Below are 14,414 nucleotides of genomic sequence, written 5' to 3' on the forward strand. Positions count from 1 at the left end.
ACCCCCCATGGCCGTCGAAACCGCCGTTCCCACGGCATCCGCCCCCGAGCCCGAACCCGTCCTGCACGGACGCGACCGGGAGCTGGCGGCGCTGCGCGAACTGATCGAGCAGGCCCGCCGCGGACGGGGCGGCGCGCTGCAGATCTCAGGCGGTCTGGGCATGGGCAAGACCGCCCTGCTGGAGGCCGCGCTGCGCCAGGCCGCGGCCGGCCTTCGCACGCTCGGCACCCGCGGGATCCCCGACGAGTCCCGCTTCGCACTGGCCGGCCTGCACCGCATGCTCCGGCCGGTGGCCGACCGGCTGGACCGGCTGCCGCCGCAGCAGGCGGCGGCGCTGGCCTTCCTGACCGACGCCGCCGCGGAGCCGCCCGCCGGCTCCTTCGCGCTGTGCCGCGCCGTGCTGGGCCTGCTGACCGAGCTGGGCCGGGACGGCCCGGTGCTGTGCTGGGTCGACGACGCCCAATGGCTGGACGCCCCGTCCCTGGAGGCGCTGGCGTTCGCCGCGCGCCGCGTGGCGGACCAACCGGTGGCGATGCTGTTCACCGTCCGCGACGAGCACGGGCCGCCGGAGGAGGCCGGGCCGCTGTCGGACATCCGGTCGCTGGAACTGGGCCCGCTGGAGGAGGCCGACGCGCTGGCGATCCTGCGCGGGCGGACCGGGGGAGGCCACAGTGAGCTGGACGCCGAGCTGCTGGAGGCGGCCGCCGGCAACCCGCTGGCGATGGTCGAGCTGGCCGCCGCCCTCGGCGACGCCCCCGCCCGGCAGGCGACGGCCGTGACGCTGCCCCCGCACAGCCGGCTGCGCGCCCACTACCGGCGGCGGCTGTACCGGCTGCCGCCGGGCGCCCGGATGCTGGTGCTGCTGGCGGTCGCCGACGACCGGCTGGAGCTGGACACCCTCACCCGGGCCGCCGCCGAGGCCGGCGTCGATCTGGCCGAATGGGACGTGGCGCTGAAGTCGGGGCTGGTGCGGGTGGACGGTGAACGCGTCCACGTGGCCGACCCGCTGGCGCGCGCCTGCCTGGAGACGGACGCGGCGCTGGCCGAGCGGCGCGCGGTGCACCGGCTGCTGGCGAAGGTGCTGGACCGCCCCTGGCACCGGTTGCGGCGGGCCTGGCACCGCGCCGCGATCACCGAGGGGGTGGACGCGGCGCTGGCCGACGAGCTGAGCGCGGGCGCCGTGCTGGCCGAGGAGACCGGTGACCACGCCGCGGCCGCCCGGGCCTGGCAGCGGGCCGCGGCGCTGACCCCCCAGCCGCGGCTGAAGGCCGACCGGCTGCTGGCGGCCGCCGAGGATCACTGGCGGGCCGGCCGGCCGCGCAGCGCCCGCGCCCTGCTGCAGCGGGCCCGGCCGCTGCTGGGGTCGGCCGAGCTGATCGGCCGGGCCGACCGGCTGCACGGGGAGATCGAACTGCGCGCCGGGCACCCGCCCGCCGCCGCCCGGCTGCTGCTGGACGCCGCCGGCAGGCTGGCCGAGTCCCGGCCCGGCCTGGCGCTGAGCGCGCTGATGCGGGCGATCGAGGCCGCCGACCTGACCGGCGACCTGCGCGCCCAGCGCAACGCGGCGCAGCGGGCCGCCGAGCTGTGCCACCCGGCCGGGCACCCGATGACCGAGCTGATGATGACGCACTTCGCCGGGATGGCGGCGGCGCTGCAGGGCGACTACGAACGCACCTGCACCCCGCTGCGCCGGTCGATGGAGCTGAGCGAGACCAGCACCGACCCGGCGGCCAAGATCTGGGGCAGCGTGTCGGCCATCACCCTCGGCGACGACCTGCGCGCCCATGAACTGGCCGAACAGGCGGTGCACGCCGCCCGCCGGCCCCAGGCCGCCGCGCTGCTGCCCGCCTGCCTGGTCACCTTGTCGCTGGTGGAGTGCCTGCTGGGGCGTTTCCCGGCCGCGCTGGCCCACTCCGCCGAAGGGCTGCGCCTGGCGCGCGCCGCCGGGCAGGACAACTGCGCCATCGACCACCTGGCCCTGATGGCGCTGGTCAACGCGTTCCTGGGGGACCGTGAGGCGGCCATGTCCCAGCTGGCGGCCATCGCCGAACCGGTCGGCGCCCGCGGGCTGAGCCGTCCCGCCACGGTGGCGGCCTGGGCGCTGGCCTGCCTGGAGCTGGCCGACGACCGGCCCGCCGACGCCGCCGCCCGGCTGCGGTTGCGCGGCGTCGCCGGCGCCCAGCACCGCACCATCCGCGTCCTGGCCACCCCCTATTTCGTGGAGGCGGCGGTGCGCAGCGACCGGCGGCGGCAGGCCGCTCGGGCGCTCACGGCCTACCGGCAGTGGGCCGAGGGCACCGGCAGCCCGGCGCGGCTGGCGCTGGCGCACCGCTGCCAGGGGCTGCTGGCCGAAGACGACGAAGCGGCGGTGGCGCACTTCGAAGAGGCGCTGCGCCACCACGCCAAGGCCGAATCGGCCTTCGAGATGGCCCGCACCGCGCTGCTGTACGGGCACCGGCTGCGGCGCGGCCGCAAGCCGCGGGCCGCCCGCGAGCACCTGCGCGACGCACTGCAGATCTTCACCGAGTACGGGGCCGAGCGCTGGGCGGAGCGGGCCCGGGCGGAGCTGCGCGCCGCCGGGGAGACGGTGGAAGCGCCCGCGGCGCCGCCCGGGCTGGACGAGCTGACCCCCCAGCAGCTGCAGATCGCCCGGCTGGTCGCCGAGGGCGCCACCAACCGGGAGATCGCCGCCCAGCTGTCGCTGAGCCCCCGCACCATCGAGCACCATCTGCGCAACATCTTCACCCGCCTGGACATTCGCTCCCGGGTCGAGCTGACCTTGCTGCTCCGCCGGGCGTGACGTCCCGGTGAACCCGCCGAGGCGTCGTCGCCGTACCCGGGAAGGGGGCCTCGCGGCCGGAAGACGCGGGCAACGAGCGCCGTCGAGGCCCCCATCGCGAGAAGGCCGGGTGCGGAAAAGACGGATCCGGCGGGCGTTCGCCGGATCCGTCCCTGATTAGATGGCGGCGTGATCGTCGACACCCATGTGCACCTGCTGCCCGGCCGGCTCGGTGAGAAGGTGCGTGCGATCTTCGAGGCCTACATCCCGGGACGGCTGAGCTACCCCAACGACCACGCCGCGGTCCTGGCGGCGGCCGAGCGGGCGGGCGTCGGCCAGGTGTGGAGCCTGCCGTACGCGCACAAGCCCGGTGTGGCCGCCGGGCTCAACGAGGCCAGCGCCCGCCTGGCCGCCCGCCCTCCCCACCCGTCGGTGCAGGTGGTGGGCGGCGCCACCGTCCACCCCGGGGACGCCGATCCGGAGCGCGTGGTGGGCCGGGCGATCGACGAGCTGGGTTTGCGGGTGCTGAAACTGCACTGCTCGGTGGGGGACTTCAGGGCCGACGATCCCGCTTTCGACGCGATGTGGCGGCTGGTCGAGCGGCGCCGCCTGCCCGCGGTCGTCCACGTGGGCCACGCCGTCACCGGTCACACCCGAAGCGAGGAGCTGGCGGCGCTGGAGAACGTCGCCCGGCGGCACCCGCAGGCCCCGCTGATCATCGCGCACGCCGCGCACCCGGCCTCCGCGGCCGCGATCGAGCTGATCGGCCGGTGCCCCAACGTGCTGGCCGACCTCACCCCCGTGGTCACCGAGCCGGTGGAGGTGCCCGCCGAGGTCCTGGAGGAGCACGCCGACCGGTTCCTGTTCGGCACCGACGCACCCAACGTGGCCCTGACCATCGAGTCCGGCATGGCGCGCCTGGACGGCCTGTCGCCGGCGGCCCGCGCCGCGATCCTGGGCGGCAACGCCCGGCGGCTGCTGGCGGAGGTGCGTTAGCCGTGCCGCCGAAGCGGCCGCACGGGGCCGGCGCTCAGCGCTGCTTGGTGAAGTGCTCCATCGGCACCCGGACGAAGATGGCGGCGGCGCGCACCGCGACCGGGCCGTCCGGGCCGCCGATGCGGCCCTCGCCCTCGATGTAGGCCTTGCGTCCCTCCACCCCGTTGCACCAGGCCTTCAAGTAGAGGGTGGAGCCCACGGGCACGGGGGCCAGGTAGTCGGTCTCCAGCCGCCCGGTCACATAGCGGCCGCCGGTCAGCCAGGCGGAGGTGCCGAGGATCTCGTCCATCGCGGTGGCGAGGATCCCGCCGTGCGCCAGCCCCGGCGCCCCCTGATGCTCCCTCTTGACGACGATCTCGCCGTAGGCGGTGGTGCCGTCCCGGCCGATGCGCTTCATCTGCAGCCCGTGCTCCACATGGGGGCCGCATCCGAAGCACTCGTTGCCCAGCACCTCGTCCGACAGCTCGTACTCCTGGCCGGCGGCCGGGTCCACCGCGGGAACGGTCGCGCCCGGCGGCGGCGTGGTGATCTCCGAGGCCGCGCTGGTGCGCTTGGCGGACCGGGATTCGGTGGGAGCGGTCATACCTTCAAACGGTACAAATCACTCGTCCTCGGTTGAAAGTTGCAGCGACCGAGAGTTACCTCACGTCCCGGCCCCGGCGGCCGGGCGTTGTGAGGTGGACCATCCCCGCCGCCCGCCCGTCCGGCGTCTTTCACAACCGAGGCGACCGCGCGCCGAACCCGCAGGTCAGCCGGGCAAGGGCGGCCGATCGCGGCACAAGGGGCGCACATACACTGCTCGCCGTGAACGCTGAGTACGGCTACTGGCAGACCGTCCCCACCCGCTGGAAGGACAACGACGTCTACGGCCACGTCAACAACGCCGTGCACTACTCGGTCATGGACACGGTGATCAACACCTGGTTGATCCGTGAGGCGGGGCTGGACATCCACCACGGCTCCCAGATCGGGCTGTGCGTGGAATCCCGGTGCGTCTACAAGGGTTCCATCGAATTTCCCGAGTCCTTTCAGGTGGGGCTGCGGATCGGGCACCTGGGCCGTTCCAGCGTCCACTACGAGGTGGGCCTGTTCCGCGAGGACGGCAAGACCTTGATCGCAGAGGGGCGTTTCGTCCATGTTTTCGTGGACCGCGCAACGCGCCGGCCGGTGGAGATCGGCGAGCCGATGCGCTCGGCCATGAAAAAACTGCTGACCGGTTGAAGTGGGCTAGCGAAGGGATCGAGGCATGACGACGGACGGCGGACGGGCCCTGGTACTGGGCGGCGGCGGGGTCGCCGGGATCGCCTGGGAGGCCGGGCTGATCACCGGGCTGGCCGCGCACGGGGTGGATTTGACCACCGCGGACCTGATCGTGGGCACCTCGGCGGGCTCGGTGGTCGGCGCGCACGTGGCGCACGGCGCGGACCTGTCGGAGGCGGTGCAGCGCCTGGCGGCCCGCTCCACCGGCGGCGGGCCGGGCACCGCGCCCCGCAACACCGACCTGAACGCGGTGCTGGAGGCGTTCGCCATCCTCTACGACACCTCCCTGGATCCCCAGGAGGCCCGCGCCAAGGTCGGCCGGATGGCGCTGGAGGCACAGGTGGACGAGATGGGCGCCGTCCTGGAGGAGGTCGGCCGGCGGCTGCCCGACCAGAACTGGCCCAAGCGGCGGCTGCTGATCACCGGGGTGGACGCCGAGGACGGCTCGTTCGCGGTGTGGGATTCGGCCTCCGGGGTGCCGCTGGCGCTGGCGGTGCGGGCCAGCTGCTCGGTGCCGTGCGTCTTCCCGCCGGTCGCCATCGACGGCCGCCGCTACATGGACGGCGGCATCCGCTCGGTCACCAACGCCGACCTGGCCAAGGGCGCGCAGGCGGTGGTCGTCCTGGAGCCCATGGCCCATCTGACGCCGCGCAACACCCTGCAGCGGGAGCTGGCCGAACTGGAGGGCGCCCGCATCGCCACCGTCGCCCCCGACGAGGCCGCCCAGCGGGTCTTCGGCGCCGACATCCTCAGCCCCAAACTGTGGGGTCCGGCTTTCGACGCCGGTGTGGCGCAGGCCGCGTCCGCCGTGGAAACCGTCCGCGCGGCCTGGGCCTGAGGGCGGACCCGATGTTTTGTTCCCTGCTGGCCGGAACCGGCCAGCAGGGAAATGGAACCGCATTCCGTCCCGTCCCATCGAACCCATTGAGAACAGGCGGAATGGGAGGATGTAAAGGGTGCGGTTCGAACGTCCGATTCCCCGCCGCCCGCGACGGGTCACAGCGGATCGGACTGGTCGCTCATCTGCGACACCTGTACCATTCGCCGCACGGTGCGCCGGGAAGTCTGGTCGGCGGGGATGGCCGAGCCTGCTCGCCCCCGGCGACACCGCGAGCCTTCCGGCCGTCCCCTCGGGCGATCCGGCCGCTCGGATCGCGACGGTCATGGAATTCCGCTTTGGAGCGGAAGCGAATACGGGGGAGGTCGGCTAGGCCATGGGCGAGTTCATCGAGACGATTTTCTCCTTCCCCACCGGCCTGTTCACGTTCGCCCTGGTGGTCGTCGGCGGTTATTGGCTGGCCATGGTGCTCGGCGCCGCGGACCTGGAACTGCTGGACGGAGACGATGAGGCCGCGGGTTTGAGCGGCTTCCTCGGCGCCCTGCGGCTGGGCGACGTTCCGGTGACCGTCGCGCTGTCGCTGCTGATCGCCTTCTCCTGGTTCTTCAGTCTGGTAGGTGCCGTCATGCTGGATGGGCTGGAGCTGTCCTCGCCGCTGACGATCGCTCTGGGGCTGGTGGTGCTGGCGCTGGCCGTGGTGCTCGCCTGGCTGGCCACCTGCCTGGTGGTGATACCGCTGCGCAAGGCGCTGCCGCGGCTGCGCGAGTCGTCCCGGCACGACTTCGTGGGACGGGTCTGCGTGATCCGCACCTCCACGGTGGGCCCGGACTTCGGGCAGGCCGAGATCACCGCGCCGGACGGCTCCTCGGCGATCATCCAGGTCCGCCAGGAGAGCGAGGACCCGCTGGCCGGGCCGCTCACCGCCGGCAGCACCGCGCTGATCTTCGACTACGACAGCAAGGGCGAGTTCTTCCGGGTGATGCCCTACGACGCGTCCATGGATCCCGACCGCCCGCTGTCCTGACCGCCGTGCCGGCCCGCGCAGGGCCCGACCGCCTGCGTCCCGACCCCCGAAGGGAATGTGTTCATGGAGTCCATCACCCTAGGGCTCGGCGTGCTCCTCGCCGTCGTGCTGCTCATAGGGCTGGGGATGGCGATCATCGTCAGCCGCCTGTTCCGCAAGGTCGAACAGGGCAAAGCGCTCATCGTCTCCAAGGTCCGCAAGGTCGATGTGACCTTCACCGGCGCGATCGTGCTGCCGGTGCTGCACAAGGCCGAGGTCATGGACATCTCGGTGAAGACCATCGAGATCGCCCGCACCGGCCGCGAGGGCCTGATCTGCCGCGACAACATCCGCGCCGACATCCGCATCACGTTCTTCGTGCGGGTCAACAAGACCGTCGAGGACGTCATCAAGGTGGCGCAGGCCATCGGCACCGAGCGGGCCAGCAACCAGGAGACGCTGCAGGAGCTGTTCAGCGCCAAGTTCTCCGAGGCGCTCAAGACCGTCGGCAAGCAGCTGGACTTCGTCGACCTGTACACCCGGCGCGAGGAGTTCCGCGACCACATCGTCCGCGTCATCGGCACCGACCTCAACGGTTACGTGCTGGAGGACGCGGCCATCGACTACCTGGAGCAGACCCCGCTCGGCGACCTCAACCCCGACAACATCCTCGACGCCCAGGGCATCCGCAAGATCACCGAGCTGACCGCGATCGAGCACGTCCGCACCAACGAGTACCGGCGCAACGAGGAAAAGGAGATCACCCGGCAGAACGTGGACGCCCGCGAGGCGATCTTGGAGCTGGAGCGCCGGCAGGCCGACGCCGAGATCCGCCAGCGGCGCGAGATCGAGACCCTCAAGGCCCGCGAAGAGGCCGAGATCGCGCGGGTGCAGGCCGAGGAGCGGCTGCGGGCGCAGACCGCGCACATCCGCACCGACGAGCAGCTGGGCATCCAGCAGGAGAACAAGGCCCGCGAGATCGCGGTGGCCGAGAAGAACCGCGAGCGGGTCATCGCCATCGAGACCGAGCGGATCGAAAAGGACCGGCAGCTGGAGGTCATCGCCCGCGAGCGGGAGACCGAGCTGTCGCGCATCGCCGCCAACAAGGAGATCGAGGCCGAGAAGCGGGAGATCGCCGAGGTCGTCCGGGAGCGGATCGCGGTCGAAAAGACCGTGGCCGAGCAGGAGGAGAGCATCAAGCGGCTGCGCACCGTGGAGGAGGCCGAGCGCACCCGCCAGGCGCTGATCATCCAGGCCGAGGCCGAGGCGCAGGAGGCCCTGGTCAAGGACATCAAGGCCGCCGAGGCCGCCGAGGCCGCCGCCAAGTTCAAGGCCCGCGAGGAGCTGACGCTGGCCGAGGCCCGGCAGCAGGCCGCCGACCTGGAGGCCCGCGCCAAGATCCGGCTGGCCGAGGGCATCCAGGCCGAGCACGCCGCCCCCGGGCTGGCCGAGGTGCAGGTGCGCGAGCGCAACGCCGAGGCCATCGAGAAGGAGGGCCGCGCCCAGGCCGCCGTGGAGCGGGAGATGCGGGCGGTGGAGGCCGCCGCGCTGCGCGACCGGCTGCAGGCCGAGGCCGAGGGCGAAAAGGACAAGGCGATGGCGCAGGCCGAGGGCATCGCCGAGAAGCTCAAGGCCGAGGCCGAGGGCATCAGCGAGAAGGCCGAGGCGATGGCCAAGCTCACCGACGCCACCCGCGAGCACGAGGAGTACCGCCTGCGCCTGGAGACCGAAAAGGACATCCGCCTGGCCGGGCTGGACATGCAGCGGCAGATCGCCGAGCAGCAGGCCAACGTGCTGGCCGCCGGGCTCAGCAAGGCCGACATCAGCATCGTCGGCGGCGACAGCGTGTTCTTCGACAAGCTGATGAACTCGGTGGCGCTCGGCAAGAGCGTGGACGGGTTCGTCAACAACTCCCAGGTCGCCCAGGCGCTGGGCGGTCCGTGGCTGACCGGCGAGGGCAGCTTCACCGAGGACCTCACCCGCGTGCTGGGGTCGCTGGACGCCGGGGGCGTGCGCGACCTGACCCTCTCGGCGCTGCTGCTCAAGCTGATCAAGGCGGGCGGCCCGCACACCGACAAGCTGAGCGAACTGCTGAACACCGCCCAGCGCCTGGGCCTGGCCGACGCCCCGGTCTCCGCGCTGATCCCCAAGCAGCCCGCGGTCTCCGCGGCCAACGGCGACCACTGATTCACGCACGTGGTCCCGGTTTCCGGGACGGGGCCGCAGCGGCGTCCGGTTCCGCGCCCTCCCAGGGCGTGAAGCCGCTCCCGTCCCGGCCCCCGGAAACGGCGTGCTGAGAAAGGGGCACCGGCCGGCTCCCGGGTGCTGCGGGCGGACGAGCCGCCCGCAGCACCCGCCCGTGCTCCGGCCGGACCGGTGCCCCCGGCGGGCCCGCCCGGGAGCACCCGCCGTCCGCCCGGGAAAAGCCCGCAGAACGCCCGCCGCACACCAGCGAGGAGGACTTCGTGACGGAGACCGCCGACGTTGCGCCCGTGGACGCGGGCGAGCGTCCCGCCGAGATGGACACCGGCACCTACGAGGTGCTGCGGGCCCGGCTGACCGAGCAGGCCGCCGAGCTGGCGCGGCGGGCCGAGGCGCTCAACGCCCGCCGGATCGAGGTGTTCGGCGGCACCGAGCTGCGGCTGCTGGGCACCGAGCGGATCCGCACCGACAACAACTGCGTGCCGCGCGACATCGTGCCGGTCTCGGGGACCGCGGTGCCGCTGGAGGGCGGGACCACGGGCCAGTCGGGCCTGATGCTGTTCGGCTACAACGTCTTCATCGGGCTCAAGCCGGAGACGACGGTCGATGACGTCTTCTCCCTGCACCGCTTCACCCGCGACGGGGACGCCTTCCGGTTCGATGAGGTGGACCCCGGGCAGGTCCCGGGGCTGCTGCGCGACCCGCGTTTCCTCAAGGACTTCGCCGACCTGTACCGCTACTACCGCGACACCCGGCTGATGCAGCTGCGGCGGCTGGAGGACAAGCTGCTGGCGGTCTTCCAGACCGGGGCGCGCCTTGGCGACATCCGGGTGCTGCGCTGGCAGATCGGCACCGACGGCACCGTTCAGTACATCGACGACCGGGGCGAACGCGACCACGTCTTCCCGCCCTCGCACGACTTCGAGTGGATCGAGACCACCCGCGAGCACCACGTGCCGGGCCGCCACCCGCACATCTCCATCGAGGACGAGGTGTTCGTGGAGACGATCGGCGGCACCCTCACCATCAAGATCGAAAACAACACCGAGACCGGCCAGGGCGTCTACGAGGAACCGGTCGAAGACCCCCTGCAGAGCCTGGCCGACGCCGACGTCCACTACGCCCGCGTCGGCTCGCTGATCTGCCTGCGCATCCGCCCCTACAACGAGACCGAGTGGCGGCACCTGGTCTTCAACACCCGCACCAAGGACGTGGTGCGCCTGGACGGCATCGGCCAGGCCTGCCGGCGCCTGCCCGAGGACCACGGCCTGATCTTCCCGGGCGGCTACTACCTGACCACCGGCGCGGTGAAGACCTTCGACACCGACGTCACCGGCCTGGAGTTCGAGCGCGTCATCCGCTCCACCAACGGCGAGGACGTGCTGTACGTCTTCCACGCCCGCGCCGAGGGCCGCTCCCTGCTGCTGCCCTACAACGTGATCCGCAAGGAGGTCGCCGCGCCGCTGTCGTGCCACGGCTACTCGCTGTTCGACGACGGCACGCTGGTGGTGTTCCGCGCCCTGTCGGACGAGCCCACCCGCGTCCACCCGATGCAGGTGTGGCAGACGCCGTACCTGTCGGACGCCTACGCCGCCGCCCAGCCGGTGGGCACCGGCCCGCTGGAGCGGGTGGGCAACGCCGAGCTGGTGCGCGGCATCTCCGACTGCCTGTCGGTGGCGCGGATGGTCGCGGAGATGGCCCCGTCCACCGCGGTCTACGAAGGGCTGATCGCCGCCTGCACCCGGGTGTTCGACCGCTACCACTGGCTGGGCGAGGCGGAGCTGGGCGACCTGCGGGAGCCGCTGACGGCGGTGCGGTCGGCGGCCGAGCAGGTGCTGGAGGAGTTCGAGAAGGTCCAGGCGCTGACCGCGCAGGCCGCCCAGGCGGTGGAGGAGGCCGCCGCCGAGGTCGCCTCGCTGATCCGGACGGTGCGGGGCGAGGCCCCCAAGACCGCCGACGAGTGGGTGGGCCTGCTCGCCGCGCTGCGCCGCGAGCAGGGCCGCCTGGTGACGCTGCGCGAGATGCGCTACGCCGACACCGAGCGGCTGGAGGAGCTGAACACCGCGCTGGAGACCGAGCTGGCCTCCGCCGGGCAGCGGGCGGTGGCGTTCCTGCAGGGCGAGGACGCCTTCACCGGCTACCACGAGGAGATCGAACGCCTGGCCGCCGAGGCGTCCCAGATCGCCACCGCGGCCGCCGCCGAACCGCTGAGCGAGCGCCTGGCGCAGCGGTCGGCGGCGCTGGAGACCGTCACCGAGGTGGTCGGCTCCCTGGAGATCGCCGACGCCACCGTGCGCACCCGCATCCTGGAACGCATCGGCGAGGTCCTCGGCGGCGTCAACCGGGCCCGCGCCGCCTTGGAGGGCCGCCGCCGCGAGCTTCTGGCCAGTGAGGGACGCGCCGCGTTCGCCGCCGAGTTCGCGCTGCTGGGGCAGGCGGTCACCGGGGCGCTGGCGGTCGCCGACACCCCCGAACGCTGCGACGAGCAGCTCGGCCGGCTGATGCTGCACCTGGAGAACCTGGAGGCCCGGTTCGGCGACTTCGACGACTTCCTCGCCGAGCTGGCCGCCAAGCGCGAAGACGTCTACGAGGCGTTCTCCTCCCGCAAGCAGGCGCTGCTGGACGAGCGGGCCCGCCGCGCCGACCGGCTGGCCGCCTCCGCCGAACGCACCCTGGCCGGGGTGCGCCGCCGCCTGGCGGCCCTGTCGTCCCTGGATGAGATCAACACCTACTTCGCCGCCGACCCGATGGTGGCCAAGCTCCGCCAGGTCGCCGCCGAGCTGCGGGAACTGGGCGATGCGGTGCGCGCCGAGGAGCTGGAGGGCCGCATCAAGGCCGCCCGCCAGGAGGCCGGGCGGGCGCTGCGCGACCGCCAGGACCTGTTCGCCGACGGCGGGGAGACCATCCGGCTGGGCCGGCACCGCTTCGCCGTCAACACCCAGCCGATCGACTTGACGCTCGTCCCGCACGAGGGCGGCATGGCGTACGCGATCACCGGCACCGACTACCGGGCGCCGGTGACCGATGAGGAGTTCCAGGCCACCCGCGACTTCTGGGACCAGCCGCTGGTGTCGGAGTCCCCGGACGTCTACCGGGCCGAGTACCTGGCCGCCTCCATCCTGGCCATGGCCGAGGCCGGTGAGGACGGGCTGTCGCTGGAGGCCCTGCACGAGGCCGCGGTGGACGAGGGCGGCACGCTGCTGGAGGTCGTCCGCCGCATCGCCGGATCCCGCTACGACGAGGGCTATGAGCGGGGCGTCCACGACCATGACGCCGCGCTGATCCTGCACGCCCTGCTGCGGCTGCACTCGGCCGCCGGGCTGCTGCGCTACCCGCCGTCCGCCCGCGCCGCCGCCCAGCTGTTCTGGGCGCACGGCACCGACGAGGCCGCCCGCACCCGCTGGGGCCGCCGGGCCGCATCGCTGGCCCGCGCCCGCGCCGCCTTCGGCTCCGCCCCCGCCATCGCCGAGCTGTGCCGGGAGCTCACCGACGCCATCGCGGCCTTCGTCACCGGCCACGGCCTGGCCGTCTCGTCACGGCCGGACGATCCGCTGGCCGGGGAGTACCTGTTCGAAGAGCTGGGCTCGTCCCCGGCCGGTTTCGTCACCGGGGCGGGCGCCCGGACGCTGCTGGAGCGGTTCCGCCGGGCGCTGGGCGGCGGCGGCTCCCGGTCCCTGTCCGCTTTCGAAGACGACCTGCGCGCCTTGGGCGACGACCTGGCCGCCCGCCACCAGCTCGCCGAGGCGTGGCTGCGGGCCTATCTGGCCTCCCGGGGCGAAGAGGCCGCGGGCTTGGAGATGGACCTGCCGGAGGCCATCGCCATCGAGCTGTGCGGCGCCGCCGTGCCCCGCTACGACTCCTCGGCCACGCTGACCGCCACCGTGGAAGGGCTGCTGGGCACCCACCCGCGCATCACCGACCGGCGCATGGAGCTGCGCATCGACGAGGCGCTGACCCGCATCCGGCGTTTCCGCACCGAACGCGTCCCCGCCTACCGCGCCTACGCCAGGCGGCGCAGCGAACTGGTGGCGCGCGAGCGGGCCCGGCTGCGGCTGGAGGAGTACCAGCCGCAGGTGATGAGCGCGTTCGTCCGCAACCGCCTGCTGGACGAGGTGTACCTGCCGCTGATCGGCGACAACCTGGCCAAACAGCTGGGCGCGGCCGGGGACGCCAAGCGCACCGACCAGATGGGGTTGCTGCTGCTGATCTCCCCGCCCGGCTACGGCAAGACCACGCTGATGGAGTACGTGGCCAGCCGGCTGGGGTTGATGTTCGTCAAGGTCAACGGCCCGGCCCTGGGGCATTCGGTGACCTCGCTGGACCCGGCCGAGGCCCCCAGCGCCACCGCCCGCCAGGAGGTGGAGAAGATCTCCTTCGCCCTGGAGTGCGGCAACAACACCCTGCTGTACCTGGACGACATCCAGCACACCAACCCCGAGCTGCTGCAGAAGTTCATCTCGCTGTGCGACGCCCAGCGCCGCATGGAGGGCGTCTGGAACGGCCGCACCCGCACCTACGACCTGCGCGGCAAGCGCTTTGCGGTGTGCATGGCCGGCAACCCCTACACCGAGGCCGGCAAGCGTTTCCGCATCCCCGACATGCTGGCCAACCGGGCGGACGTGTGGAACCTGGGCGATGTGCTGTCGGGCAAGGAGGACCTGTTCGCCCTCAGCTACATCGAGAACGCGCTGACCTCCAACCCCGTGCTGGCCCCGCTGTCCACCCGCGACCGCGGCGACCTGGAGCTGCTGATCCGCCTGGCCAGGGGCGACGAGACGGTCCGTCCCGACCGGCTCTCCCACCCCTACTCGCGGGTCGAGCTGGACCAGATGGTCTCGGTGCTGGCCAAGCTGCTGCGGGTGCAGCAGGTCGTGCTGGCGGTCAACCAGGCCTACATCGCCTCGGCCGCCCAGTCGGACGAGTCCCGCACCGAGCCGCCCTTCCAGCTGCAGGGCTCCTACCGCAACATGAACAAGCTCGCCGAACGCATCGTCCCGGTGATGAACGACGCCGAGCTGAACGCCCTCATCGACGACCACTACCTGGGCGAGGCGCAGACCCTGGCCTCCGGCGCCGAGGCCAACCTCCTCAAACTGGCCGAGCTGCGCGGCACCCTCACCCCCGGCCAGGCCGCCCGCTGGCAGGAGATCAAACAGTCCTACCAGCGCGCCAAGGCCCTGGGCGGCGAGGGCGACGACGCCGTCACCCGCGCCGTCGGCGCCCTGGGCCTGCTGGCCGACCGGGTCGGCGGCGTCGAACAGGCCATCCACCGCGCCGGCGGCCGCCTGACCGCCGCCGAGGGCAGGCACCGCCGCCCCTGACCCGCTCGGCTCCGG

8 protein-coding genes are annotated in these 14,414 nt (G+C 72.9%); 7 read left to right on the forward strand and 1 reads right to left on the reverse strand.

Going from position 1 to position 14,414, the window contains the following annotated elements:
• Nucleotides 1-7 precede the first annotated feature (7 nt).
• Both TCUR_RS22990 and TCUR_RS22995 read left to right on the forward strand, forming a co-directional pair.
• Nucleotides 8-2,800, forward strand: a complete 2,793-nt coding sequence (locus tag TCUR_RS22990; RefSeq protein WP_052305604.1) for an ATP-binding protein — start codon at nucleotides 8-10, stop codon at nucleotides 2,798-2,800.
• Between the two features lie 168 nt (nucleotides 2,801-2,968).
• Nucleotides 2,969-3,775: an amidohydrolase family protein gene (locus tag TCUR_RS22995; protein WP_012854986.1), complete on the forward strand. Its 807-nt coding sequence runs from the start codon at nucleotides 2,969-2,971 to the stop codon at nucleotides 3,773-3,775.
• A gap of 34 nt (nucleotides 3,776-3,809) precedes the next feature.
• Here TCUR_RS22995 and TCUR_RS23000 read toward each other — a convergent pair whose 3' ends face one another.
• The gene (locus TCUR_RS23000) at nucleotides 3,810-4,358 is read right to left on the reverse strand and encodes a PaaI family thioesterase (protein WP_012854987.1); all 549 of its coding nucleotides are present in this window, start codon (nucleotides 4,356-4,358) and stop codon (nucleotides 3,810-3,812) included.
• 221 nt (nucleotides 4,359-4,579) lie between these two features.
• Here TCUR_RS23000 and TCUR_RS23005 point away from each other — a divergent pair, with 221 nt between their 5' ends.
• The 5 genes from TCUR_RS23005 (at nucleotide 4,580) to TCUR_RS23025 (ending at nucleotide 14,399) form a co-directional block, all read left to right on the forward strand.
• Nucleotides 4,580-4,996 (forward strand): acyl-CoA thioesterase, encoded by a 417-nt coding sequence (locus TCUR_RS23005; RefSeq protein ID WP_012854988.1) that lies wholly within the window; start codon nucleotides 4,580-4,582, stop codon nucleotides 4,994-4,996.
• A 25-nt stretch (nucleotides 4,997-5,021) separates the two neighbouring features.
• A complete protein-coding gene (locus tag TCUR_RS23010; protein ID WP_012854989.1) occupies nucleotides 5,022-5,873 on the forward strand; it encodes a patatin-like phospholipase family protein in 852 nt (283 codons plus the stop codon).
• A 376-nt stretch (nucleotides 5,874-6,249) separates the two neighbouring features.
• On the forward strand, nucleotides 6,250-6,897 hold the full coding sequence (locus tag TCUR_RS23015; protein ID WP_012854990.1) for an OB-fold-containig protein: 648 nt from the start codon (nucleotides 6,250-6,252) through the stop codon (nucleotides 6,895-6,897).
• Nucleotides 6,898-6,960: 63 nt separating this feature from the next.
• The gene (locus tag TCUR_RS23020) at nucleotides 6,961-9,063 is read left to right on the forward strand and encodes a hypothetical protein (protein WP_012854991.1); all 2,103 of its coding nucleotides are present in this window, start codon (nucleotides 6,961-6,963) and stop codon (nucleotides 9,061-9,063) included.
• 332 nt (nucleotides 9,064-9,395) lie between these two features.
• The gene (locus TCUR_RS23025; protein WP_052305727.1) at nucleotides 9,396-14,399 is read left to right on the forward strand and encodes a DNA repair ATPase; all 5,004 of its coding nucleotides are present in this window, start codon (nucleotides 9,396-9,398) and stop codon (nucleotides 14,397-14,399) included.
• Nucleotides 14,400-14,414 lie beyond the last annotated feature (15 nt).

Origin of the sequence: Thermomonospora curvata DSM 43183, from assembly GCF_000024385.1 — a bacterium.
Taxonomy (GTDB): Bacteria; Actinomycetota; Actinomycetes; order Streptosporangiales; family Streptosporangiaceae; genus Thermomonospora; species Thermomonospora curvata.

What these genes read in the sequence shown, in the direction of transcription:
- TCUR_RS22990 (WP_052305604.1), top strand. Translation starts at nt 8, where the DNA reads ATGGCCGTCGAAACCGCCGTTCCCACGGCATCCGCCCCCGAGCCCGAA.
- TCUR_RS23020 (WP_012854991.1), top strand. Translation starts at nt 6,961, where the DNA reads ATGGAGTCCATCACCCTAGGGCTCGGCGTGCTCCTCGCCGTCGTGCTG.
- TCUR_RS23000 (WP_012854987.1), bottom strand. Translation starts at nt 4,358, where the DNA reads ATGACCGCTCCCACCGAATCCCGGTCCGCCAAGCGCACCAGCGCGGCC.
- TCUR_RS23015 (WP_012854990.1), top strand. Translation starts at nt 6,250, where the DNA reads ATGGGCGAGTTCATCGAGACGATTTTCTCCTTCCCCACCGGCCTGTTC.
- TCUR_RS23025 (WP_052305727.1), top strand. Translation starts at nt 9,396, where the DNA reads ATGGACACCGGCACCTACGAGGTGCTGCGGGCCCGGCTGACCGAGCAG.
- TCUR_RS23010 (WP_012854989.1), top strand. Translation starts at nt 5,022, where the DNA reads ATGACGACGGACGGCGGACGGGCCCTGGTACTGGGCGGCGGCGGGGTC.